Raw genomic sequence first — 26,012 nt, forward strand, 5'->3', positions numbered from 1 at the left:
CCTCCAAATGATCATTTTTATACTAATTTCGTAACACTATTTATTAACTTATGTCCTCAAAAGGCTTAAAAATAACAGGTGCATTATTGGCTTTAATATTTAGCATCGCGATCTCCTTGAGCAATGCGAACTTTAAGGTACTTGGATTTGCTGATGCTGCAGAATTTGCACTATTGAGTGACCTGGCAGGCATTGCTCATGCTCCCGGATTTCCGGCGTATATTCTTCTCTCGAAACTTTTTTCAATGCTTCTATCTCTCTCTGGAATTGAACATATTGCCACCCTTGTTATTTTCAGTGCTGTTTGCATGGGCTTCGCTTCCCTTCTGCTCTACCATTCTGCCCTTCTTTTACTTAAACATTCTTTCAATGAGTTGGGTGAGTTACAAAAAGTGATGATAGCTGCATGTACTGCTATTGTTCCTTTAACCGGAACTACACTCTGGCACTGGTCGCATTCCGTGGAAGTGTATAGTTTGCAGGTGTTGTTGATGAGTATGGTGTTTTATGGTCTTTGCCTTCGGGAAGACGGGAAAAGAAATCAAGGATTGCAATGGGCAGCGATCGGTTTTGGACTGGGATTGGCCAATCATCATTTGACGATGCTGATGTTCGCGCCATTTCTACTTCTACTTTGGCCGGAAGGATGGCTCGTGAAAAAAATAGTCTCGAAAAAAAAACCTGTTTCTTCAAAAGTCAATTGGAAGGAGCTTATCGGGAAGGAGGCAAAACATTTTGGAATTATCGTTGGTGCAGTTCTCCTCCTCTTTTACGGATGGATGTACTTCAGAGCAGGTTCGGTGTTGCCTTATGCTTTCGGTAGTCCGGATACGTTAGATCGGCTCCTGTATCATCTCAGCGGCGGTGCATGGATAAAAAACACGCAGGCTGCAGTAAAAGGCATTGTCGGAATGCGATTGCCCTATTTCCTGCGCATCAGCTTTGAACAATTTTTCCTTTGCATCGTTTTCCTAGTATTGGGAGTCATCTACCTCATCGCTTCGAAGCGTCATCGCCTCTGGGTGGCCATGGTATTTTACTTTATATTTCTATTTATCTACCAACTTCGTATCGACCAAACCGCCGATACTGACGCCTATCTCTGCACCCCGTTTTTCCTGCTCAGCACCCTACTTCCATTCGGCATGGCCCGCCTTTGCACCTGGTATAAACATATCTATTTTGCACTTCCGCTGTTTGTACTGGCTCAGTTTTTCGTTCACTTCGACAAAACCGATCTCCGCGATTTTGATCTCAGCACTGCATTGCTGCGCGACCTCGATCAATCTGCCCAAAAAGGCAGTGTTGTTTTAATTGCCGACTGGACCAATATTATCAATTACAATTACGCACGCATTCACGATGGATTCCGTGAAGACCTTTGTGTGCTGAACTATGATTTAAAATTCACACATCATGATTTATTCAGGAGAAACTATCCGGAAATCTACAAGGAAATTTCGGTAAGTTATGACCGTTATATAACATTACTCGGACAATACCATCCGGAAGAAATCTACAATACCGGATGCACGCTCGATCAACCCGATCTGATTGCGTCTTATCTGGATCTCATCCGCTCCCTGCAGAATTATTGCAAAAACAAGAATGTTCCATTCATCGCTGATCCGAAGGCCTATGTATTTCTCTCTCAACAAGGCGTATTTCCTGTTGCACATATTAGCGGAAGTTATGTTTCTGACCGGCCCGGAATCGGGAATGATGAATTTCTGAAACTGGAACACCAATGGTTAAACAATAAACATGTAAAAATGGATCCGTCTGCCTCTGATAAATTAGTGGATCTGGAAGCGGCACTCGATTTTCAGCGCAGATATTGGCAACAACTCAATGACCTTCCGAGAGCAGAGAAGGCCGAAGGAAAATATCGGGAAATAAAGCGCATGCAAAATCAAATGAAGAAAAAAATGAAATTTCTATTTCGTCCGGCATGAAGCATAAGATCTTTCGAGCTCTCCGTTATTTTTTCCTCGTCCTTCTGGCAGGAATAGTTTTTTACGTGCTATTCAACTTTCAATTGGTGAACTATGGTCTTTCACAATTGCGCGGTCAACTCCACATCGTTCTCAACGCCCGACCGGCAGAGGAACTACTGAACGACAGGAATTTTCCGGATAGCTTAAAGAAGAAACTACAATTAGTGGATGACATCCGTCGATTTGCCATTGATTCACTTGGACTCAAAAATTCTAAAAATTACACCACCGTCTATGATCAGAAAGGAAAGCCGGCTTTATGGGTGTTAACCGCCTGCGAGCCATTTGCTATGAGGGCCTATGAATGGAAATTTCCATTATTAGGTGCAGTATCCTACAAAGGCTTTTTTGAAAAAGAAAAAGGCATTCCTGAACTGGAAGCATTGAAACAAGGAGGGTATGATACCGATTATTCTCCTACCGGCGGATGGAGTACTTTAGGTTGGTTCAAGGACCCCATTTTGAGCAATATGCTTCGGCGCTCAGAAGGACAATTGGCCGAACTGATCATCCACGAGCTCACCCATGCTACGCTTTACCTCCCCGGAAGTGTAGATTATAACGAGAATTTCGCCACCTTCACCGGAGAGCAGGGCGCATTGCAATTTTTAGCCTATCGCTTTGGTAGTGAATCAAAGGAGTTAAAGGCATACGCTGATTTACAATACGATGAGGAAGTTTTCGGGAAGTATATGGTCACCGCCGCAAAGGAATTGGAGGTTTTTTACAAAAGCCTGGATACAGGTATGAGTCACCAGGAAAAAGTGACGGCAAAATATCGTAAAATAAACTCCATCGTATTTAATATCAATGATTTAAAACTTAAGAATCCGGACCGCTTTCGACTTACTGACACCGAAGGGAAATTACCCAATAACTGCCTTTTCATGTCCTATCGGCGATACAGGAAGCAGCAAGAGGAATTCAAAGTGCAACTCATGAAATACAACGGCGACCTAAAGAACTGGCTTTTAAACTTGCAGCGTGAAAACGATTAAGTTTATCGAAAAAAAGAGCTGCTCAATTTTGATTTAAGGACTCAAAACGTCAGGGACTTTAAAATATTCCCTAATTTCGTGACCTCTCAAAAAAACACTCACTATTAGCATGGCTATAACGAACATCTCAAAGAAGTCTAAAGCATCTAAGGCAGCTCAAACCAAATCGCTCATTTTTATTGTGGAAGACGATGCATTACAACTCGAAATTTTAAAAGATCATCTGGAGAGTACAACAAGTAATTGTGATATCAAAACATACGAAACAGGCGAAGATTGTCTGGCGAAAATCGGATCACAAAAACCGGTATTGGCCTTCGTTGATTTCAATCTGAATTCAAAAGTCAGAAAAGCGATGAACGGCGTTGATTTCGGCAAAAAATTGAAAAAGCTCTCTCCGAAGACAGAAATTATTATGATTTCCGATGTTAATCGTGTGGAGCTTATTGATAAAACTTTAAGTAAAACACCTTTTAAATTTATTAAGAAAGATGTAAGTTCTTTAAAACTTGCTGCAGCTACTGTGCAGGATACCACCAATCCTTTTCAGGCGATGATACAACGTTTTGATCAAGCTGCAAAAATCCTGAAACTGGAATCGGATGTTTATGAAATTTTAAAAACACCTTCAAAGTTGATTGAGGTAAGTCTTCCGATAAAGATGGATGATGGGTCCATTAAAGTTTTTGACGGTTATCGCGTGATACACTCTACTGCACTTGGGCCCTCTAAAGGAGGTATTCGATATTCACCTGCTGTAGAAGCGGATGAAGTAAAAGCGCTTGCTGCATGGATGACGTGGAAATGTGCTATCGCAGATATTCCTTACGGTGGAGCGAAAGGAGGAATCAATTGTGAACCTTCTAAAATGTCAATTGGAGAATTAGAGCGATTGACAAGGGCATACACTGTGGCGATGTCGGATGTTTTTGGTGTAGATAAAGACATCCCTGCACCGGATATGAATACAGGTCCCCGTGAGATGGCCTGGATTGTTGATGAGTTCAGCAAAGTGAAAGGTGGTTTTACACCTGGAATAGTCACAGGAAAGCCTTTATTCCTGGGCGGATCATTGGGACGTGTTGAAGCTACCGGTCGCGGCGTATGTACTTCTGCACTGGAAGCTATGCGTCACCTAAAGATGAATCCAAAGAAATGCAGTGCTGCCGTACAGGGCTTTGGCAATGTAGGATCCATCTCTGCAAAACATTTCGAATTAAACGGAATAAAAGTAGTGGCTATAAGTGATCACACCGCTGCCTTTTATAATCCCAAAGGTATTGACATTGCCAAAGCGATGGCTTACAGAGACGGAAACAAAGGTGTCTTGAAAGGTTTTAAAGATGGTGGAAAACTCATCACGAATGAAGAGTTGCTGGAATTGAATGTAGATATACTGGCTCCCTGCGCCACCGAAAATCAGATCACGGCACAAAATGCAAACAAGATTAAAGCAAAATTAATTGTTGAAGGAGCGAATGGTCCCTCTACTGCAGGAGCTGATTCCATTTTGAATGAGAAAGGCATCATCATCATCCCGGACATTCTGGCTAACGGTGGCGGTGTTACCGTTTCTTATTTCGAGTGGGTGCAGAATCGCACAGGATACTATTATAGTGAAGAGGAAATCAACAAACGCGCTGACCGCTGGATGAAGCAGGCTTTTGCCAATGTATGGAATGTTTCCCAGAAGCATAAAGTATCCATGCGCATTGCCGCTTATATCTTCGCTCTCGGAAAAGTTGCAACTGCTACCCGGGCCAGAGGAAGTTATTAAAAAAGGACAAGCACTATCACGCAGAGAAGATGTTATTCAATCGAAACATTTCTCTGCGTGAGTGTTTTCACAGATACTTAAATTTTTAACTGACCCATTCATTTACAAAAAATCACTTCTAAAAATGACAATACATAAAGAGGGGTATACTATTTTGACCATTACTACATTATTGCTGGCAGCAATTAACGGGGTGACCTACTATTTCTTTCATGATCAGCTCGTGGTTATCGGCGCGGTAACTTTTCTCAGTTTAATTTTCTTTTTACTTATCCTTCAATTTTTCAGATCTCCAAAAAGAGATCAAACTATTGGAGAGCGATTAATTATTGCCCCTTGTGACGGAAAAGTTGTGGTGATTGAACAAACGATCGAAACAGAATATTATAAAGAAACACGATTACAGGTTTCCATATTCATGTCACCGGTGAATGTTCATATCAACTGGTATCCGCTATCCGGTATAGTAAAATACCTGCGTTATCACGAGGGGAAATACCTCGTCGCCTGGCATCCAAAAGCCAGCACAGAAAACGAAAGGACTACGATGGTTATTGATAAAGGCGGGTTCTCCGTTCTTTTGCGCCAGATAGCCGGAGCGCTCGCAAAACGTATCGTTTATTACCCACACGAAAACGATATGGTCAAACAAGGATCTGAGTTGGGTTTTATAAAATTCGGATCACGTGTTGACCTCTACTTGCCTTTAGATTCAAAAATCAAAGTGAACATCGGAGAAAAAACCGTCGGTGGTGTTACTGTTATTGCAGAGTTTTAGAAGTATCTGTTGAGAACGGCTCTGACCGGCTCTTCTGTGCAAACACAAACCATGAAGCAGAATCGCGAAAAGCGATACGCTTCATGGTAAACCTTTCCCGTCAGCACAATCCCGATAGCTATCGGGAGACGGGATCATCTCGTATATCACGAGACCCATGGTCACGTGGCGAGTGTCTCGTCATCACAAGGGATGCCGAGATCACATCGCCTGCGTTCGCAGAGCGAGTGAAACTTTAAACTTTAAACCTTAAACGCTCTTTTCATCTCATTCCCCAGGAACGGTAAAGGATATTCATGACACAGCGGTGTAGAATATTGTTATCAGGCATTTCACCTTTGATATAGGCTTGTTGGATTTTGGTTAAATCCTCCTGTGGAAAATATGCATTTAGCTGACTCCGTAATTGCTCACGTATGGTTAAAAGCTCTTTGATACGATTTTGGTATTCGCTGCTTACTTCCGGACCTACATCTGCATAAACCAATGCCGTGTTGGATACAATATCGCAATAGCTGAAATTATTCCGGTAGTGCTCCCGGGACTTACAATACAAACGGTTCAGAAAAGCATCATTGGTGGCATAATAAGCACCGGAATCTGATGCGACCATTGCGCGTCGACAATTTCCACTATCAGGCCCCGACCAGAGAAAGGTGGAATTATAGCTAAGATTTAATTTGATAAGATCAGAGGTAACTGAGGGCCATACCGGGACATTATCCTGCTTATTGATCGTAATTTCCGTTTGCATACCATTGGTAAGTCCGGCTATTCGGCGATAACCGGGTAGTTCATTGAACCAGTTCGCTGACTTCATCACATAGATGGCATGAAAAGCAATATTCTTTGCACGTGCCTGTTCACAATAACGCACATATTCATGACCGTTAGCAGTAACCATTCCATTACCTACCAGGTATACCATCTTCACTGCATCGTTGCGTTCTGACCATTTCATGTCATTCAAACAGGTATGAATCGCTGCACTTACAATCTGATCGCCTTTCTCAATGGACGGTCGCAGTTTATACAATTCTGAAACTATGAAGTCAAAATTCTTTGTGAGGGGTGCAAGTATTTTCACATATGCATTTTCCTTACCGAAACTTGGACGAGAGAACCCGACCACTCCAATTCGCAGAGAAGGCCTGGGTTCCATGTTCTCCGCAAGATTGATAATCATCCATAAATTATCACGTAAGTCGTTAATGAGTCCGTTGGTGCTACCACTCAGATCGACACAAAACACAATATCCAACGGACGCTGAGTATCATTATTCTTGTTGGACGGTCCTCCACCTTCTCCCCGGACATTTCTGCACAATAAAATAAAAATCACCATGCTTAAATAACAACAAACTCTTTTTCCCTTCATATTTATACTTCTGACAAGCATCGCTAAATACAAAGTTCACCATTTGCTATTGACTTCGAATAAAGTCAACTAAAAAGTTATGAATAGGCAGATGTGATTTCCTTCCAATGTAGCTCAAAAAATCCGGTCAACGCCTGAAGTGCTTCTGCAACCTTCCAGGCACTTCGGTTGCGGGCTTCCACATAATTAGAAATGGCCCTGATTTGCAAAGATGGAATTTGCATCGCATTACTGGCATAAAAAACTGCAGCCCCTTCCATCGTCTCTATTTCAGCAGTAGATCGTTTCTTAAAAAGGGCAATATTATGAAGGTTGCCATGCACAGTATTCACTGTAGTTCCTCTTACCTTACTGATTTTCAAAGGCTCTATTTCAGCAGGAAAGGGGACCAAATGTCCATTTTTGAAAGGTGGTTCATCCTTATCCGCAAAACCCAGGCTGAAAACATCCAAATAATTTTCATGATCCTCTGCACCCAAATCCCCAAATTCATCCGAAATGACTTCTACCAAACTGCCCAGCACCAAGTCCATAGAAAAACTACCAGCCAGACCGATATTTATCACAAGATCATAAGAATACAGGGAAAGGGTACAGCCTAAATGAAAGGCTGTAGCAGGAATCCCAACACCGGTTATCAGAGCATCTACACCAGACCCTTTTACCTTTTCTTTAAAACCGGCAGTCCATTGAGCATTCAGGCCAAAACATTCCATCTCCACTGCCGTAGCTGCCACTAAAAGTATCCGCCTCTGATGATTCACGCTGCAAAGATATTGCAAAGTATTGTCTTCGTGCGAATTGTCGCTATGAAAGATCAGGAAAATCACCTAATTTTGCAGACGATAAAACCTAACTACTGAACTTACAGCAACAATGATATTTATCACCCGCAAAGAACGATTTAACGCTGCCCATATACTTTTCAAAGAAGACTGGACGAACGAAAAAAATTTGGAGGTATTTGGCAAATGTTCCAATCCAAATTGGCATGGACATAACTACGATTTATTTGTAACTGTTAAAGGAAGGATAAATCCGGAAACCGGGTTTGTTATTGATTTAAAATTTTTAAGTACGCTGATCAAGGAAAGGGTGATCGATAAAATAGATCATAAGAATATTAATCTCGATGTGGACTTTATGAAAGACAGGATGGCCTCCACTGAAGTCCTTGCGGAAGCCATCTGGGAACAACTCGATAGTGCTATCAAAGGGCAAGGATGTGCATTGCACTGTATAAAGCTTTTTGAAACAGAAAATAATTACGTTGAATATTTCGGATCTGAAAATTAAGAGAAAGTGACTGAACATAAACATATGCCTCCCGATGAAGAGATGGACGGATACGCGAAAATCGATATGTACAATCCTGCAAAGGTCGATAAGCTCGCGGGCTGGTATAAAAATATCATCGAGGAAGTAGGAGAAAAATCAGATCGGGAAGGGCTCCTCAAAACTCCCGAACGTGTAGCGAAAGCCATGCAATTCCTGACTCATGGATATGATCTGGATCCGGTGGCTATTCTCAATTCTGCTAAGTTCAAGGAGGATTACAAGCAAATGGTCATCGTTAAGGACATCGAATTGTATAGTTTATGCGAGCACCATATGCTTCCTTTCTTTGGTAAAGCGCATGTGGCCTATATTCCCAATAATTATATTGTTGGGCTCAGTAAAATTCCAAGAGTGGTTGATGCCTTTTCCCGCCGCTTGCAGGTGCAGGAACGATTGACCACTGAAATCAGGGATTGCATTGAAGAAACACTAAAACCATTGGGAGTTGCAGTAGTCATTGAAGCGCAACATTTATGCATGCAGATGAGAGGAGTGCAGAAACAAAATTCGGTGACGACAACTTCCGCCTTTACCGGAGAGTTTGAGAATGACAAAACGCGCAGTGAGTTTATTTCTTTGATAAGAAGCAGATTGCACTAAGCTACCGGCTACCGGCTTCCGGCTTTGGGCTTTGGGAATTTCAAGGATGATGGCAAAGGATGAAACGTAGTGAATACGATGTCTACTATCGGAGAAAATTAATCATATTAAAAAGTGAAAACAGGTACTCAAATAAAATCAAGCCGGCAGCCGGTAGCTGGTAGCCGGAAGCAAAATACTATTGATACGAAAAAATAATACTATGAAAGCATACATCTTCCCGGGACAGGGATCACAATTTGTTGGAATGGGAAAGGACTTATATGAAAGTTCTGATCTCGCGAAAGCCATGTTTGAACAGGCGAATGATATCATCGGATTCAGAATTACGGATTTAATGTTCACCGGTACTGACGAAGATTTACGTCAGACAAAAGTGACACAACCTGCCATCTTCCTGCACTCGGTGATACAAGCCAGAGTCATGGGTGCCGATTTTCAGCCGGATATGGTTGCAGGACATTCGGTGGGTGAACTTTCAGCACTGGTGGCAAACGGCACATTAAGTTTTGAAGATGGTTTACGATTGGTTATTGTTCGTGCCAATGCTATGCAATCCGCCTGCGAAACCAGACCGGGAACCATGGCTGCCATTCTCGCCCTTGACGACGCTAAAGTGGAAGAGGTTTGTGCAGAGACCCCGGGTATCGTAGTAGCCGCAAATTATAACTGTCCCGGCCAATTGGTTATTTCAGGTGAAATCGATGCCGTTCAACGGGCTTGTGAAAACATGAAAGCTGCCGGAGCAAAACGTGCTCTTCTCTTGAATGTGGGAGGCGCGTTTCATAGTCCGCTGATGGAGCCTGCCCGTGCAGCATTAGCCGCGGCTATTGATTCCACGAAATTTAATACTCCTTCCTGCCCTATTTATCAGAATTTTACGGCTAGCCCGCACCGTGATACTACTGAAATCAGAAATAACCTCAGTGCTCAGATTACAGCCCCTGTTCTCTGGACACAAACTGTGGAGCATATGGTGGCGGATGGAGCGACGATGTTTACTGAAATTGGTCCGGGGAAAGTATTGCAGGGATTGGTGAAGAAGATTCACAAAGAAGCCGTAATAGCTTAATTCAGAACCTGCCTGCCGGCAGGCAGGTTCTGAATTTAATATTATCGTGACGAAAAATAGTACGTAAGACAAAACAATACAGCGAAAAAAACATGGATCTCCATCCACTTAATGCTATTTCCCCTATCGACGGACGGTACAGAAACTCCTGCGAAGAACTGGCGCTTTATTTTTCAGAAGAAGCTTTAATGCGCTACCGGGTGATGGTTGAAATTGAATATTTCATCGAATTATGTGAATTGCCTTTACCGCAATTGAAGGGATTCGAAAGCAGCAACAATAAGAAGTTGAGAAATATTTACAACAATTTTAAACACGAAGATGCACTTCATATCAAATCCATTGAAAAAACCACCAATCACGATGTGAAAGCAGTGGAGTACTTTTTGAAAGAAAAATTTGATGAGATTGGTCTTGGAGCGCATAAGGAATTCATTCATTTCGGACTCACTTCACAAGACATTAATAATACAGCCATCCCCTTGAGTTTGAGAGAGGCGAATCAACTCATTTATTTGCCGATCATTAAAGCGATTAGCGAAAAGATTCTATTGGTATCACGAGAGTGGAAAGATATTCCCATGTTGGCCCGAACGCATGGACAACCCGCCTCCCCTACCCGACTTGGAAAAGAGATATACATCTTTCATCACCGTTTGCAAACACAACTGGAATTGTTAAATACAATTGCCTGTTCCGCTAAATTTGGTGGGGCTACCGGTAACTTCAATGCTCACGCTATCGCCTATCCGAATATTGACTGGATCCAATTCAGTGACCGGTTTATTGAGCGACTCGGATTAAGCCGGACTCCCTACACGACCCAAATCGAACATTACGATAACATGGCAGCACTTTTCGATACCATGAAGCGCATCAATACCATTTTGATTGACCTCTCCAGAGATATGTGGTCCTACATTTCGATGAATTACTTTACACAACGCGTGGTAGCAAATGAGGTAGGTTCATCTGCAATGCCACACAAGGTAAATCCAATTGATTTTGAAAATGCGGAAGGCAATTTCGGTATGGCGAATGCGTTATTTGAACATCTCTCTGCAAAACTGCCGGTCTCCCGTTTACAAAGGGATCTTACAGATTCGACAGTGCTGAGAAACATCGGTGTGCCCTTTGCACATACTTTAATCGCTTGTAAGTCATTGCTGAAAGGATTCAGTAAAGTCAATGTGAATACTGCAGTTATTGAAGAAGATCTTTCCGGTAATTGGGCCGTGGTTGCAGAAGCTATTCAAACCATTTTGCGTCGGGAGGCTTATCCGAATCCTTATGAAGCATTAAAAACGCTCACGCGAACAGGAGAAAAAATTAATCCGGACACTATTGCTCGTTTTATTTCGGGACTTGATGTCAGTGAAAGTATAAAGGAAGAATTAAGAAAGATTACTCCGTTTAATTATACGGGTGTAGTGAAAGATTTTTAATCTCGCTCTTGGGGGGATCGTCTCGTCATGCTCACCTCGTCTGCGACGAGATGATTCTGACGAGATTGGGAGGAACGCTTCGCTGGGGGGAGAATTGCTTTCTCATCATTTCTCATTTCACTTTCGATGTAATGAATCTGACGAGATTTAATGTGAATAGAAGCTTTATTACTTCATGTGAAAAAAGAAAATCCGGTATTTCTATGTCCAGCTAGTGGTTAAAACATCTGCAATGTGAATGGTGCGAAGGGAAAGTTTGTTTTTAAGGATGATCCCATTGAGATGCATGAGACAAAGCGGGTCGTTCGAAATGAGGGTGTCTGCACCTGCTTTTTGGGCAGCGGTGATTAATTCCATGCCCATTTTGACGGTCAATGCTTCATTCTTTCGATCAAGTCCGCCGCCGGCACCACAACAAGGAATACCTGAATCGAATGGGATTACGGTTAGATTCCTGACTTTACTTAGGAGAGATTGCATCGCTGTTTCCCCTTTCAATTCAGCTTTACAGGCACAAGAGTCCAGTAAAACCGCTTTTGCTTCATAGGCTGCTCCAATATCCGATACATGCATGATATTTACGAGAAAATCGCTCAACTCATAAAAATGCTTCTGGACCAGCTTATACTCATTATGCAAAGATGAATTATGAAACATGGAAGGATAATGATTCCTTACCGTAGCTACACAACCCGGTCCCGGACAAACTACATAACGTTCCTCCTGGAACTCGCGAATCAGCTTTTCTCCCACCTCCTTGCATTGATCACGGTAACCGTCTTCATAAGCAGGCTGACCACAGCAGGTTTGATCAATATTATAGTTCACCCCACAGCCTACCCGCTCCAGTAACTTTAAGGTGTTGCGAGCAGTTTCCGGCTGAAACTGATCGAGATAACATGGAATAAATAAATCAACAATCACCCTGCAATATTAAAGATTTAATTTAATTATCCGGTCCTTTCGCTGCACATTCAGCAATAAGATAATACCAATAATAAAGAACAAGATCAATGCAAGAATGGAATCCCGCATACTTCCGGTGATCTCATTTACTATTCCGAAAATCAATGTTCCGAGTACCGTTCCGGTTTTATCACAAACATCATAAAAACTGAAATAAGAAGCATGATCTTGAGTTTGCGGTAGTAATTTTGAATAGGTTGACCGGGACAAGGATTGAATTCCGCCCATCACCAGTCCTACAAAGGCAGCGGTGATATAAAAATCAAACGGTACATACACCAACCCATATACACTTACACAGATTATCATCCATACAAAAATCGAAATGATAAGTGCTTTGATATTTCCAAACCGTGCTGATAAGGAAGAGAAGAGATAAGCACCACCGATCGCGACAAACTGAATCAATAAAATACAAACAATCAAACCACTTTGCCGGCTTTGTTCATCGGGCCAGGAAATTTCCTTCACTCCGAATAAAGTAGCAAGATACATCACTGTTTGAACTGCCATATTATAGAAAAAAAATGCGACGAGAAACCACTTCAATGCCGGATAACTTTTCAGTTGCGTCCATACCTTACGGAGTTCTCTGTACCCTTTCGCCAAAATATCTTTTTCAATCGGACGTTTTTGCGGATCACGGGGAAGATTTGCAAAGGAATACTGAGCAAACAAAAACCACCAGACACCAACGAGTAAAAAAGAAAAACGCATTGCTTTCCCGTTGGAGATACCTCCGTACCATTCGGGAAAGAGGATCATGGTAAGATTAAAAATGAGTAACATTGATGAACCTATATAGCCCATTGAGAATCCACGCGCGCTGACATGGTCCTGAAATTCTTCTGTTGATATTTCCGGAAGATAGGCATTGTAGAAAACGATACTTCCTGAATAACCTATTGCTGCCACCATCGAACAAAGCACTCCGATCCAAAGCGTATCTATCCCTTCAAAAAACCAAAGCAGTGAACAGGCTATTGCCCCCAGGGTACTGAAGAAAAACATAAACTTCTTTTTTTGACCGCTGTAATCGGCAATAGAAGAGAGCATAGGCGATAAGGCCGCGATGAATAAAAATGCTGCAGAAATCGCATATGACTGTAGTGACTCGCTATTAAATGTACGACCCAGAAATTTAACAGAAGTTGCGCCATTGCTGCTCGCGATTGCACTAAAGTAAATGGGAAACAAGGCTGAGCTTATGACCAGCGAATACGCCGAATTCGCCCAGTCGTAAAAAGTCCAGGCTTTAATTACTTTTTCATTATCCTTTTCAAATGGTTCCATAAGATCTATCTGCGTTCGAAAATAATGAATGCTTTTGAATCTTCGGCAAACGGCAGACCATTACTTAGCATCCGCTTAACCTTTGATTATTATAGCCATAATATAGCCATAGGAATAAATTAATCTATTCAAAGGACCTTCACGCCAAAGAAATAAGACTATTATGTATAACCCACTATCAAAATTTAAAAAGGTGACGTTAAGCCTCTTACTTGCGGCTTCCACCTGGCTCGCACAAGGGCAATCACCGCTTGAACTTCAGTTCCTCGGTCGATATGTCACAAATACATACGATGCAGGCGGAACCGAAATTACAGCATTTGATGCCACTACCAAACGGTTGTTCAGCGTGAACGGTTCAACAGGAAAAGTTGACATTATAAATTTTGCTAACCCTGCATCCCCTACTCTCATTACTTCATTCGATTTAACTCCCTATGGACTTTCCGCGAATAGTGTGGCTGCAAAGAATGGAATTATTGCTATTGGAGTGGAAGCTGTAGTAAAGCAAGATTCAGGAAAAGTTGTTCTTATTGATGCGAATGGAACTTTCCTGAACAGTTTTACTGTTGGTGCTTTACCTGACATGATCACATTTACTCCTAATGGTCAATACATTCTTGTAGCTTGTGAAGGAGAGCCAAATACCACCTATACCAATGATCCGGAAGGTTCAGTGGGCATCATAAATATTAGTGGTGGTGTAGCTTCAGCAACATTGCAGATCGCCTCTTTCGCAGCCTTTAATTCAGCGACGCTCGACCCTTCCATACGTAAGTTTGGTCCGGGATCAACGCTCGCGCAAGATCTTGAACCGGAGTACATCGCAATCTCTGATAATTCTCTAACGGCATGGGTGACCTGTCAGGAAAATAACGCCTGGGCAATTATTGATATACCCACTGCTACCGTGACTTCACTAGTTGGTATGGGATTCAAAGACCATAGTATTCCGGGCAATGGTTTGGATGCTTCTGACCAAAATGGTGGTGTAGTCAATATTACCACCTGGCCTATAAAAGGAATGTATCAGCCGGATGCCATTACTGCATTTACGGTAGGTGGACAGAATTACATCATCAGCGCAAATGAAGGTGATGTGCGTGAATATACTGCATTAAATGAAGCCTCTCGATTGGGTTCCGGATCTTATCTCTTAGATCCAACCGTGTTCCCGAATGCGGCCACTTTAAAAAACAACAGCAATCTGGGCCGTTTAAATGTAACTACTAAAACAGGAGACATAGATAACGATGGGGACTTTGATGTCATTCACTCTTTTGGTGCACGTTCATTTTCGATTTGGAATGCAGCAGGAGCATTGGTGTGGGATAGCGGTGATCAGATTGAACAATTGATGAATACTACTTCTCCTGCTAATTTTAATTGCAGTAATACCAACAACACTAAGAAAAACAGAAGTGATGATAAAGGACCGGAGCCTGAAGCAGTAACTGTTGCTCAAATAGGCGATAGCTTATTTGCGTTTGTTGGTTTAGAGCGTATTGGCGGTGTAATGATTTATAATATCACTAATCCAAATGCTCCAACTTTTTCTTCGTACATCAACACCAGAAATTTTGCACAAACGCCTTCTTTAAACAATGGTGGAGATCTGGGACCTGAAGGTATTATTTTCATTCCAAAAAACGAAAGTCCTAATGGTAAAGATCTGTTAGTGCTTTCCAATGAAATCAGCGGTACTATTTCTATCTATCAGGTAGGACGCAGGATGACTTTACAAATCTTACATGCTTCTGACTTTGAAGCTTCCGTAGATGCTGTGCAAGATGCACCTCGCTTTGCTGCCATAGTAGATACTCTTGAACATACTTATCCGAACACATTGATTCTCTCTTCAGGTGATAATATTCTTCCAAGTCCTTTCTCTAATTCAGGTGAAGATCCATCTCTGGTAATCCCACTAAAAAATACTTACAGCTCCTATTACGGCGGACCTTTCAGTTTTAATGATCTGAGAGCGGGTATCGGACGTGTGGATATGTCCATCATGAATTTTATGGGTATTGAAGCAGCAGCATTGGGAAATCATGAATTCGATTTAGGAACCAGTGAACTGCGCAACATGATTGCAGGTGCTAACTCAGGATCCAATATACGTTGGTTCGGTACCCAATTCCCTTATCTGAGTGCTAACCTGAATTTCAGTGGAGATGTAAATCTATCAAATATCAGCACCAATGCACGTTTGCAAAATACTGCCTTCCGTTCTAACCCAAGCATGACTGCCGCGCAAATCGCTACAACTCCTAAACTTGCACCATCCTGTATCATCACCAAGAATGGACAGAAGTACGGTATCGTAGGAGCCACCACTCCAATTCTCGCATCCATTTCTTCTCCCGGTGCAACTAGCATTAAAACCCCCGGTGCTGGCACTAATGACATGTCATTGCTGGCTACAATTTTGCAACCGGTGATTGATTCTCTGCGCTTCGCAGAAGGTTGTGATAAGATAATTATATTGGCGCATATGCAGCAATTAATTTTAGAAAAGCAATTGGCGACCTTCTTACATGGAGTTGACATTATTGTTAGCGGAGGTTCTCATACATTAATGGCTGATGCAACGGATCGTTTACGCGCAGGAGATGTAGCTGTAGAAACCTATCCTTTTTTCACTACCGGTGCTGATAGTAAACCCATTGCCATTATAAATACTGAAGCTAACTACAAGTATGTTGGCCGACTTGTTATTGACTTTGATATTACAGGAAATATAATTCCATCTTCAGTAAATTCAGCTATTTCAGGAGCTTACCCGGCTGATAGTTTGGGTGTGGAGGAAACCTGGGGAGCAGGAAATTATGCGAGTGCATTCACTCCGGGTTCTAAGGGTGACCTTGTAAAGACCCTTTGTGATGCAACGGGCAATGTAATTGCTGCAAAAGATGGTAATATCTTCGGCAAAACTGCTGTATATTTAGAAGGACGTCGCACATTAGTTAGAACTGAAGAAACCAATCTTGGAAATCTTTCTTCTGAAGCGAACCTATGGATGGCAAAATTCTATGATGCAGGTACAACTGTATCTATAAAAAATGGAGGAGGAATCCGTTCTTCTATTGGATATGTAAATGCTGTTGGAAGTATAGTGGCTTACGAACCGCCTCAGGCAAATCCTACAGCAGGAAAACTTCAGGGTGATATTTCACAATTGGATATTGAAAATTCACTTCGCTTCAACAATCAGCTTTCCGTTCTTTCATTAACAGCTTCCGGTTTACGTACCATTCTTGAACATGGGGTACGTGCTACTACAGCCGGTGCTACTCCGGGTCAATTCCCACAGGTAGCCGGTGTGCGTTTTAGCTATGATCCTTCTTTACCACAGATGGCCAGAATACGAAGTGCAGTCATAGTGGACTCAATCGGCAACAACATCGATACCTTGGTATCAAACGGAATTACCTACGGTGATACCACTCGTATCTTCCGTGTCGTAACCTTAAACTTCCTTGCTTCCGGTGGAGATAGTTATCCGTTCAACACCTTAGGAACTGCGCGTATCGACCTTCCTGCTCTTCCTCCTGCAGGTCCAGGTTTAGCAGGATTTACTATTCCCGGCTCTGAGCAAGATGCGTTTGCTGAATACATGAAAGCGAATTTCACTTCCTCTCCTTATGCAATTGCAGAAACAATGATTGCATTGGATAGCCGTATTGAAAATTTACAGACACGTCAGGATGATATCCTCCCGCTAAATATTATTGCTGCTACAAGTACGGATGGTTCCTGCTTCAATGATGGTTCCATTACACTGACTTTTGCAGGAGGTAGCGGACCTTATTCTGTTGCCTTGAACGGAGGTAGTCCTTCACCTGCAAGTAGTCCTTATACGATCAACGGATTAGCCGCAGGTTCTTATTCTATTAGTGTGACCGATTTCTATGGAAACAGTGCTACAACTTCCATTGATGTATTACCTGCCGCTGGACCGGGGAATGCCGGTGCGATCACAGGAACTGCTTTCGATTGTGTGAGTGGTGGTCCCGGTGCGAAATTATTTTACATAGCAGCTGTACCGAATGCGGATAGTTACAACTGGACATGGTCAGGCACTTCCGGTGTTACCATCTCATTAGGGAATGGTACGAATGTCATCAATTTAAGTTGGGCTTCGGGCGTCATTCAAAATGGTATCACTGGTGTACTTACAGTTACTCCTCTTGATTCATGTGGCTTAAGCGGTGCTCCATCATCAATGAATATCGGGTATTACTCAGCAATACCTGTAACACCGGGATCAATTTCAGGTCCTAACAAGGTTTGCCCCGGCGACATTGTAACGTATTCAGTTGCTTCTGTAAACCGCGCTGCTTCGTATAACTGGACTTTACCTGCTACATTCACTATTGTTGGCAATGCCAATTCTAATGTGATACAGGTTGCAGTTGGTGCAGGATTTAACGGTGGCTCCATAAGTGTAGGCGCTTCCAATAGTTGTGGCAACAGTCCGTTACGCACAAGGATTCTCAATTTAAATACGCCAACTCGTCCGGGAATTATCAACGGACCTGCTTCAGGTGTTTGTAACCAAACAGGTGTCATCTACAGCACTCCCGGATCCATCAATGCAACTTCATATAACTGGATTACGCCTGCAGGTGTATCGATAAACTCCGGTCAGGGAAGCACATCGATCAATGTTGATTTTGATAATACTTTTGTAGGAGGAAGTATCATCGTAGAAGCTATCAATAGCTGCGGTGCAAGCATACATCGCGAATTAAGTATTATTGCGAAACCCGAACGTCCCGTTGTTATTAACGGATCATTTGTGATTTGTCCGGGCGCAACAGGTGTAGCTTATGATGTTCAAACCGTATATGGGGCTGCTTCCTATAACTGGGTAAGTCCAACAGGAACTATGATCACTTCAGGTCAGGGCACCAAAAATATTACAGTGGACTTTGGGCCGACTTACTTCAGCGGTCAAACCATAAAAATCAATGTGTCGAATGCTTGTGGTACAAGTTTCAATCGTGTCAGCAATGGAATATTTACAGATATCAATGCCTGCACACCATTCGCCAGAATTTCTGAAAACACATCTTCAGTAAGCATGGTTTATCCTAACCCTGCGAATGACGATGTAACTATTGCTGTTAATTCAGTAGTTACAGAAGATGTCAACATGGATTTAATCGACATCACCGGAAAAAGTCTTCAAACTTCTTTACAATCTTTAATAAAGGGTAACAACAACATCCGTTTAGATGTTAGTAGTCTTGCAGAAGGATTGTACTATATCAGATTGAAGGGAACGTCGATTAACGAAAGTCTGCGTATTACTGTTAAACATTAATGAATTGGGTAAATGAGAGAAGGTCGCTCCTACAAGGGCGGCCTTTTTTTATTATCCTAAGAAGTTAACGCGCATGAAAAAGAATAAATGCAGATGAATAAGGAAAAAGAAGTAGTGCAAAAAATCTCCGTCCTTTCACAACTGAAACTCAAACTTCAATTTCAATCGCAAGGCGCCGCTGTTGATTTGCACACTATCTACATAGGTTGAACTCACCGGTAGCACATTACAAAACTTAAACTTCGCATTGGCCATCAATTCACGATCAGGTACATTCCCTGCATCTACATCGTACACATCGATTGAAATATTGTCACTGAAATTAGACGTGCCTTTGGGTGGAATAATATTAAACACCCCCGACTCGACATTGTTCAGAACTGTTGTTGTTTCATAAACAGTATCTCCCGGAAACGTAATTTTAAAAGTAAGGTCAGGAAGAGTTCCCGGATCCCAGTCCACACCGGCTGCTTTAAAGGCAGGGACCTGCATCACTTCCACAGTTTTTATTACCACCCGACGATGAAAAGTTACAGGCACATCCCTTGTCTGACTGGAAGACAATCCCCCTTTTGTTGCCGTCGCCTTCACCTGATAATTCCCATAAGCAGAATACGAATGTTGCGCAGTAAATCCCTGACCGGTGGTCCCATCTCCAAAATCCCATGAAACACTTTCTGCTCCTGATGAACTCGCTGTAAATACAATGGATTTCGGAAGATTAATCGTATAGCCGCTGGTATGCGTAATATTTATACTTGGCGGAGTGGCCTCCTCATCTTCTTTCTTGCAGGAAATAACAATACTGAGTCCTATGCAGATCGCTAACAATTGATTTTTCATATATGTAAAAGTAGAAAAGTCGCCTGAAAGTTGAACTTCAATGACAAAGCAAGTGTCAATACATTGTCATTCATTGTGCTATAAGCAAGGACTTTCTGCTAAGAACACCTTCTTTCAGAAACAGCAATTCATACAGTCCATTCTTATAGCCCTCCAGAGTGAGCTCAAAGTCCTCGGTAATTTTGTCCTTTCTCCAAACCAATCTGCCGGACATATCAACCATGCGAATGTCATCAACGCCCCCTGGTGGTAAATCCACAATCACCTTTCCGGAAGCCGGATTCGGATAAAAGTTTACAGATAATTCCTTACGAACTTCTGCTACATCAGTTACAAAATTGCAGTTATTGTACGTATTGATCACTGTTGAAGTATCAATGATAATATTTTCATCTCCCGGTTGATAAGTGAGGAAATAAAAATAAATGAGCATCATTTCATCGGTGGTGGCTTCTCCCTGACTGACATCCTGCGGAGGTATACTCGGGTTCAATGGATTGTTGACAGTATTATCATAAAATGCTTCGCCATGAAAGGATGAAAGCGCCGGAATCCTCAATGGCTGGCGGAATTGATAATTTCCCTGCCACATAAAATTCCATGCGGGGATATCTATAAAAGGAATGGTATCATTAAGCAAAGTTACCGCCCACGATTTTATACTTCGACCAATCAAGTGCATATGGGGTGCGACGGAAAGTAACGTCAAATTAAAAGGTGTGGTGAGTTGTGAATAAAAAGTCCGTGTAGAATCCGCTGGTATGAAAAGGGGACCATTGGTCAGTTGTGCCCCATGATTAAGTATAGGCGCTACCGTTACCTCTCTCGTCGTAGGGACGGGTGTCATTTCAAAATTAACTTTCGTTGAATCCTGCTGAAAAGATGAACCCACAGGATAATGTACCTGGAAAATAATAGTGCTGCCTGCAGGAATAGAAAGTCCCATACCTAAGGGCTGAAAGACCGGCTCAGCTCCGGGCACCCAAATTCCGACCAATTTAGCGGAGTTACTTCCTACACCACCAAAACCATTGTAACCGGGTGCCGGATCAAGACTATCGAGAAGCAAAGTGGTATTTGCGGTATCTTGAAAAACCAACACATGGTGTACCACCTGTCGATTGCCCGGCACCACTTCTACTCCCGTGATAAACTGATCAATGGTCGTATTGGAAGGTATTGCAAAACACCGGTATAAATCAGCAGTAATGGGAGGAATAGTATAGACAGGCATTCGCAACGTCAGGTCGGGGTTTTGAATCACTTCCGCATTCGTATATACCGGAGGTACCGGAGCATTACCGGGATTCCCCAATGGAGTACCGTTACTCACCCAGTCAATGATTAATTGTTTCTCCTGCGGGGTCAGATTCTTTTCATGTGCGAATGACCTGTAAGTGGGATCCGGTGGCCAGGGTGGCATTCGGTTATTGATAACAGCATCGTAAATACCGGCAGCGGCTCCCGAAGCATTGGCATAATCTACCAGTGAAAAAGGCGCAATACCCGAAGGATTATGACAAGAAGTACATCGGGTGTATAGGATACATGCAATATTCTCCGACCAGGTTGGAATTGTCTGTGCATTGGAGTCAATGGTTAGAATGCATATTACCAGTAACGCGTAAATTTTTTTCAAGAGTTTTAATTTTTAGGTCTGTTGGACGTGAAAGATACCATTTAGTTTAATTGTTCAAATAACATCCTCTGGAAAATTTTATACTCGCCACAGTAGCCGCCTTATAAAGTTCTCCCTATTGTAGCCGCGTTACATGTAACGCGGCTACAATAGGGAGAACAAAAGAATTTTTCTAACTCTAATACCTAAATCTCTAACCATAAAAAAGCTAACAATCAACTAAAAATGCCGGTAGCCGGTAGCCGGAAGCAAATTAAGCTCCTACCTGCGAACGGATAATATTCAATGCGCCACCTGCTTTGAACCATTCGATTTGGTTCTCATTGTAAGTATGATTCACTTTGATATCATCGCTTGTACCATTGTTATGATTTAAACGAACGGTGAGTTGCTGACCGGGTGTAAATGTGGTTAAGCCGAGAATATCGATCACATCATCTTCCAGCACTTTTGCATAGTCTTCCTTATTCGCGAAGGTGAGTGCTAACATTCCCTGTTTCTTCAAATTGGTTTCGTGAATACGTGCAAATGATTTCACGAGGATGGCGCGAACACCGAGATGACGCGGCTCCATAGCAGCATGCTCGCGGGAAGAACCTTCACCATAATTTTCATCACCCACAACGATGGAACCAATACCTTTCGCTTTATACTGTCGCTGAACCGCAGGTACGGCATCATAAGTTCCCGTAAGCTGATTCTTTACATTATCCGTTTTCTCATTGAAAAAGTTGAGGGCGCCGATCAGCATATTGTTGCTGATATTATCGAGATGTCCGCGATATTTCAACCAGGGACCTGCCATCGATATATGATCGGTTGTACATTTACCTTTTGCTTTAATGAGCAGCTTCAACCCTTTCAAATCGATACCTTCCCATGCCGGAAACGGATCCAGTAATTGCAGACGATCGCTCGTCGGACTCACATCAATCTTCACCATACTTCCATCAGCTGCGGGTGCCTGAAATCCGGCATCCTCTACCGCAAAACCATTCGGTGGTAATTCGGGACCTTGGGGTTCTTTCAACTTTACTTTTTCACCCTTGTCATTGGTCAGCGTATCCGTCATCGGATTAAAAGTGAGATCACCGGCAATAGCGAGGGCAGTCACTATCTCGGGAGATGCAACGAAGGCATGTGTATTTGGGTTACCATCGTTTCTCTTTGCAAAATTTCTGTTGAAAGAAGTGATGATCGAATTTTTACGGGTAGGATCCGTAGTATGACGCGCCCATTGACCGATACAAGGTCCGCAGGCATTGGCGAGTACAACTCCTCCCATCTTATCAAAGGTGTTGAGAAAGCCGTCTCTCTCAATCGTAAAACGCACCAATTCAGAGCCGGGTGTAATCGTAAATTCACTCTTTGCCTTCAGTCCGCTATCCACGGCTTGTTTAGCAAGAGAAGCGGCACGGGTAATATCCTCATAGGATGAATTGGTACAAGAACCAATCAAGCCCACTTCAAGGGTTGCCGGCCATCCGTTCTCTTTCACAGCAGCAGCCAATTTACTGAGAGGCCAGGCCAGATCAGGAGTAAAAGGTCCGTTGATATGTGGTTCAAGTTCGCTGAGGTTAATCTCGATTACCTGATCGAAATATTTTTCAGGATTGGAATAGACTTCCTCATCACCACGCAGATGTTCACGAACGGTATCCGCCAGATCTGCTACATCTTTACGGCTGGTCCCACGCAAGTAAGAAGCCATCTTTTCATCATAGGAGAAAATAGAAGTAGTAGCACCTATTTCAGCACCCATGTTACAAATAGTACCTTTTCCGGTGCAGGAGATACTATCAGCACCCGGACCAAAATATTCTACAATGGCATCTGTTCCACCTTTCACGGTAAGAATTCCGGCTACTTTCAGGATGACATCTTTCGCAGAAGTCCATCCACTCATTTTGCCGGTCAATTTCACGCCGATGAGTTTTGGAAATTTAAGTTCCCAGGGCAACCCGGCCATCACATCACAGGCATCCGCTCCACCTACTCCAATGGCGATCATTCCAAGTCCGCCTGCATTCACGGTATGACTATCTGTACCAATCATCATTCCACCGGGAAAAGCATAATTCTCCAGAATCACCTGATGAATAATTCCTGCACCCGGCTTCCAGAAACCGATTCCGTATTTATTAGAGACAGAAGAAAGGAAATTAAAAACTTCTTTATTCTTATCCAGCGCCTTATTCAGATCTGCTACAGCACCCGTTTCCGCCTGAATGAGGTGATCACAATGCACGGTAGAAGGAACAGCCACTTTCGGACGACCGGCCTGCATAAACTGTAGCAGCGCCATTTGAGCAGTAGCATCCTGCATCGCCACACGATCCGGATTAAAATCCACATAATGGGTACCGCGTTCGAAAGGCTTAGCCGGTAATTGCTCTGAAAGATGCGTATAGAGGATTTTCTCTGAAAGCGTGAGCGGTTTGCCGGTCAATTTGCGGGCGGCTTCTACTTTTGCAGGGAAGGATGCGTATACCTTCCGGATCATGTCGAGGTCGAATATCATTTGTTATGGAGTATTTTAAATTTTAATTCAGAATTCAGAATGCAGAATTCAGAATTGAAAATAGGGATTTGACAATTGGGATTTGATTTTGGGGATTTGATAATTTAGGGCCAAAGGCCAGAGAATTCAAGTTTAGGGATAACAGTTTGATATATAATGTATTTACTTATTGATATATACCGGTAAAAGATGATCTCTTACCTTGCAAAGATAGGAAAAAACAGAGAAAAATCTGATCCAAACGTACCAATAACCTCATCAGAGAATTGCTTAGAAAACCAGGTAAATAAAGCTTTTCCTGTCTATTATTTTCCGTGCACTGAAACCTGATGCCTCAAAACCCTTACTTTCTAAACTTAACTTTACAAAAAAGACAATGATAAATTGCGGCAATCTGATTGCATCAGACAAATGAAAACACATAACGGTTCACCCTCTAATAACTATCGAACGATCAGCTTCTGAACTGCCCGAATATCCTTCCGGGAAATGACAACATGGTAAATTCCTTTCGCAAAAGTGTGTGTGGGTAATTGAAACAAGTTGTCACCTTCTGTTACGTCCTTATATAGCTGTAAGACGCTTCGACCACCAAGGTCAAAAATATTTATATTAATTTCTTCGGTTGAAACAGAATAAAAATTGAGGTAGGCATATTCGGCAGATGGATTGGGAAAAATACTGAAATTACCGGCATTGAAATTCACAGCAACAATTTCTGAATAGGAAAAACGCCCATCAAAATCGGTTTGCATCAATCTGTAGTAAGATACGCCCTTATAGGGATACTGATCCGGGAGTGTATAATTCAAATACCCATTTGAATTGCCGGCTCCATCCACGATCCCCACTTTTTCGAAATTCTGACCATCAACACTTCGTTCGACAGTAAAGAAATCATTATTTTGTTCACTGGCAGTTACCCATTGACAAAGTACTTGCTTTGATTCGGAGAGCCTGGCAGTAAAAGAGAGTAACTCAATGGGCAGTGGTGAACTGTTGGCCACCAAGGTCCATAAATTATTATAGGCATTTACATTGGTAACGGTTACTGTATTTAGCGCTGTACTGACAGTTCCCAAAGTAGGATTACTCCAGATAAACCCATCGTACTTTTGAGCACGCAATTCGGTTTCAGTGATAAGATTGGTACTTCCCCCCGTAGCGTCCCATTCCGACTCACGATACCTGAACTGAAGGGTGGAAACAGGAAGAGTCGTGAAATTCTGAGCATCCATTATCCAATAGCGATCAATTACTTTACTTGCGTTCTCCGTTCCGGAAATATCATTGAGCGAGGGTACTCCTGTTGGCAAAGGGCGATTATTCGGAACCGCGGTAACGTTAGTAGGATAAGTTGCTGCACTAATAAATCCGGAAGCACCTGCACCCGCTGTTGTTATATTTAAATCCAGGGGAATATATGCTGCAGGTGAAATTATTCCAAAAGGAACAACATAATTATTTCCGGCAGCAGTTGTGCCGATGTTCCATTGCACGATCCCATAGCCCAACGCAGGAGCTGTCTCCGATTCTATCAGACCTGTTGTTCGGGTTATTGCAAGCGGAGAAGGATTGGTGATAATGATCCTTTTAGAATTCAACTGCAAGGGCAATGCGCCCAAGGATAAAACACCTGTCGGTGCCACATTCCCTCCGCCGGCCGTGGTGTTCACCAACAAGGTCTTAATGCCTGTTCCTGCAAGTGTCAGATGATTAAACACGGTTGAAGTACTCCCGCCAATGGATTGATTCACTCCGTTGAAAATAACAGTTCCCTGTGAAATTCCGAAGCAGTTATTCGATGAATTATTGATCCAGTTTCCACTCAGATCAATCGTGCCCGAATTAGTAATGGTGGATGTCCCCACATTTAGCACATCTCCTTTTACGGTGAGCTGTGTTGAGGCATTGATCGTAATTCCAACATTGCTATTTGTCATCAGCTGACTAAAGGCGAGTGGAGAAATCAGCAGCAATACACCAATCAGTAAAGGTCTTGGAAGGACTTGCGTTTTTTTCATTGCGTATTACTATT

Annotated in this window: 17 protein-coding genes; 9 read left to right on the forward strand and 8 right to left on the reverse strand. The window is 42.5% G+C overall.

From position 1 onward, the window contains the following. Positions 1-50 precede the first annotated feature (50 nt). The 4 genes from IPJ86_00980 (at position 51) to IPJ86_00995 (ending at position 5,550) form a co-directional block, all read left to right on the forward strand. A complete protein-coding gene (locus IPJ86_00980; protein MBK7885909.1) occupies positions 51-1,955 on the forward strand; it encodes a DUF2723 domain-containing protein in 1,905 nt (634 codons plus the stop codon). Between the two features lie 65 nt (positions 1,956-2,020). Continuing rightward, positions 2,021-2,995 carry an aminopeptidase gene (locus IPJ86_00985; protein MBK7885910.1) on the forward strand — a complete coding sequence of 325 codons (975 nt, stop codon included), beginning with the start codon at positions 2,021-2,023 and terminating at the stop codon, positions 2,993-2,995. Positions 2,996-3,410: 415 nt separating this feature from the next. Then, positions 3,411-4,772, forward strand: coding sequence for a Glu/Leu/Phe/Val dehydrogenase (locus tag IPJ86_00990; protein ID MBK7885911.1), 1,362 nt, complete (start codon positions 3,411-3,413; stop codon positions 4,770-4,772). Between the two features lie 124 nt (positions 4,773-4,896). Then, a complete protein-coding gene (locus tag IPJ86_00995) occupies positions 4,897-5,550 on the forward strand; it encodes a phosphatidylserine decarboxylase family protein (GenBank protein MBK7885912.1) in 654 nt (217 codons plus the stop codon). A gap of 262 nt (positions 5,551-5,812) precedes the next feature. Here IPJ86_00995 and IPJ86_01000 read toward each other — a convergent pair whose 3' ends face one another. Further along, complete coding sequence (locus IPJ86_01000) at positions 5,813-6,928, reverse strand: VWA domain-containing protein (GenBank protein ID MBK7885913.1); 1,116 nt, start codon at positions 6,926-6,928, stop codon at positions 5,813-5,815. A 77-nt stretch (positions 6,929-7,005) separates the two neighbouring features. After that, the gene (gene mqnB / locus IPJ86_01005) at positions 7,006-7,692 is read right to left on the reverse strand and encodes a futalosine hydrolase (protein MBK7885914.1); all 687 of its coding nucleotides are present in this window, start codon (positions 7,690-7,692) and stop codon (positions 7,006-7,008) included. Positions 7,693-7,804: 112 nt separating this feature from the next. Between mqnB and IPJ86_01010 the strand changes: the two genes are divergently transcribed. The 4 genes from IPJ86_01010 to purB all read left to right on the forward strand — a co-directional run bounded on the left by IPJ86_01010 (position 7,805) and on the right by purB (position 11,383). Continuing rightward, on the forward strand, positions 7,805-8,224 hold the full coding sequence (locus IPJ86_01010) for a 6-carboxytetrahydropterin synthase (GenBank protein MBK7885915.1): 420 nt from the start codon (positions 7,805-7,807) through the stop codon (positions 8,222-8,224). Positions 8,225-8,248: 24 nt separating this feature from the next. Next, positions 8,249-8,866, forward strand: a complete 618-nt coding sequence (folE, locus tag IPJ86_01015; GenBank protein MBK7885916.1) for a GTP cyclohydrolase I FolE — start codon at positions 8,249-8,251, stop codon at positions 8,864-8,866. A 202-nt stretch (positions 8,867-9,068) separates the two neighbouring features. After that, a complete protein-coding gene (fabD, locus tag IPJ86_01020; GenBank protein ID MBK7885917.1) occupies positions 9,069-9,938 on the forward strand; it encodes an ACP S-malonyltransferase in 870 nt (289 codons plus the stop codon). Positions 9,939-10,030: 92 nt separating this feature from the next. Then, a complete protein-coding gene (gene purB, locus IPJ86_01025) occupies positions 10,031-11,383 on the forward strand; it encodes an adenylosuccinate lyase (protein ID MBK7885918.1) in 1,353 nt (450 codons plus the stop codon). A gap of 201 nt (positions 11,384-11,584) precedes the next feature. Here purB and IPJ86_01030 read toward each other — a convergent pair whose 3' ends face one another. Next, positions 11,585-12,307, reverse strand: a complete 723-nt coding sequence (locus IPJ86_01030; GenBank protein ID MBK7885919.1) for a (Fe-S)-binding protein — start codon at positions 12,305-12,307, stop codon at positions 11,585-11,587. 9 nt (positions 12,308-12,316) lie between these two features. Then, positions 12,317-13,642: an MFS transporter gene (locus IPJ86_01035; GenBank protein ID MBK7885920.1), complete on the reverse strand. Its 1,326-nt coding sequence runs from the start codon at positions 13,640-13,642 to the stop codon at positions 12,317-12,319. Positions 13,643-13,805: 163 nt separating this feature from the next. Here IPJ86_01035 and IPJ86_01040 point away from each other — a divergent pair, with 163 nt between their 5' ends. Then, positions 13,806-18,971: a choice-of-anchor I family protein gene (locus tag IPJ86_01040; protein MBK7885921.1), complete on the forward strand. Its 5,166-nt coding sequence runs from the start codon at positions 13,806-13,808 to the stop codon at positions 18,969-18,971. Between the two features lie 135 nt (positions 18,972-19,106). Here IPJ86_01040 and IPJ86_01045 read toward each other — a convergent pair whose 3' ends face one another. The 4 genes from IPJ86_01045 to IPJ86_01060 all read right to left on the reverse strand — a co-directional run bounded on the left by IPJ86_01045 (position 19,107) and on the right by IPJ86_01060 (position 25,998). Further along, a complete protein-coding gene (locus IPJ86_01045; protein MBK7885922.1) occupies positions 19,107-19,814 on the reverse strand; it encodes a PKD domain-containing protein in 708 nt (235 codons plus the stop codon). Positions 19,815-19,884: 70 nt separating this feature from the next. After that, the gene (locus IPJ86_01050) at positions 19,885-21,453 is read right to left on the reverse strand and encodes a hypothetical protein (GenBank protein MBK7885923.1); all 1,569 of its coding nucleotides are present in this window, start codon (positions 21,451-21,453) and stop codon (positions 19,885-19,887) included. Between the two features lie 253 nt (positions 21,454-21,706). Then, positions 21,707-23,974, reverse strand: coding sequence for an aconitate hydratase (locus IPJ86_01055; GenBank protein MBK7885924.1), 2,268 nt, complete (start codon positions 23,972-23,974; stop codon positions 21,707-21,709). Positions 23,975-24,417: 443 nt separating this feature from the next. Further along, positions 24,418-25,998 carry a T9SS type A sorting domain-containing protein gene (locus tag IPJ86_01060; protein MBK7885925.1) on the reverse strand — a complete coding sequence of 527 codons (1,581 nt, stop codon included), beginning with the start codon at positions 25,996-25,998 and terminating at the stop codon, positions 24,418-24,420. Positions 25,999-26,012 lie beyond the last annotated feature (14 nt).

The organism is Bacteroidota bacterium (assembly GCA_016713925.1).
GTDB lineage: Bacteria > Bacteroidota > Bacteroidia > AKYH767-A > OLB10 > JAJTFW01.

What these genes read in the sequence shown, in the direction of transcription:
- IPJ86_01060 (MBK7885925.1), bottom strand. Translation starts at nt 25,998, where the DNA reads ATGAAAAAAACGCAAGTCCTTCCAAGACCTTTACTGATTGGTGTATTG.
- IPJ86_00980 (MBK7885909.1), top strand. Translation starts at nt 51, where the DNA reads ATGTCCTCAAAAGGCTTAAAAATAACAGGTGCATTATTGGCTTTAATA.
- IPJ86_01055 (MBK7885924.1), bottom strand. Translation starts at nt 23,974, where the DNA reads ATGATATTCGACCTCGACATGATCCGGAAGGTATACGCATCCTTCCCT.
- IPJ86_01045 (MBK7885922.1), bottom strand. Translation starts at nt 19,814, where the DNA reads ATGAAAAATCAATTGTTAGCGATCTGCATAGGACTCAGTATTGTTATT.
- IPJ86_01035 (MBK7885920.1), bottom strand. Translation starts at nt 13,642, where the DNA reads ATGGAACCATTTGAAAAGGATAATGAAAAAGTAATTAAAGCCTGGACT.
- IPJ86_01010 (MBK7885915.1), top strand. Translation starts at nt 7,805, where the DNA reads ATGATATTTATCACCCGCAAAGAACGATTTAACGCTGCCCATATACTT.
- folE (MBK7885916.1), top strand. Translation starts at nt 8,249, where the DNA reads ATGCCTCCCGATGAAGAGATGGACGGATACGCGAAAATCGATATGTAC.
- IPJ86_00995 (MBK7885912.1), top strand. Translation starts at nt 4,897, where the DNA reads ATGACAATACATAAAGAGGGGTATACTATTTTGACCATTACTACATTA.
- purB (MBK7885918.1), top strand. Translation starts at nt 10,031, where the DNA reads ATGGATCTCCATCCACTTAATGCTATTTCCCCTATCGACGGACGGTAC.
- IPJ86_01000 (MBK7885913.1), bottom strand. Translation starts at nt 6,928, where the DNA reads ATGAAGGGAAAAAGAGTTTGTTGTTATTTAAGCATGGTGATTTTTATT.
- IPJ86_01040 (MBK7885921.1), top strand. Translation starts at nt 13,806, where the DNA reads ATGTATAACCCACTATCAAAATTTAAAAAGGTGACGTTAAGCCTCTTA.
- IPJ86_00990 (MBK7885911.1), top strand. Translation starts at nt 3,411, where the DNA reads ATGATTTCCGATGTTAATCGTGTGGAGCTTATTGATAAAACTTTAAGT.
- fabD (MBK7885917.1), top strand. Translation starts at nt 9,069, where the DNA reads ATGAAAGCATACATCTTCCCGGGACAGGGATCACAATTTGTTGGAATG.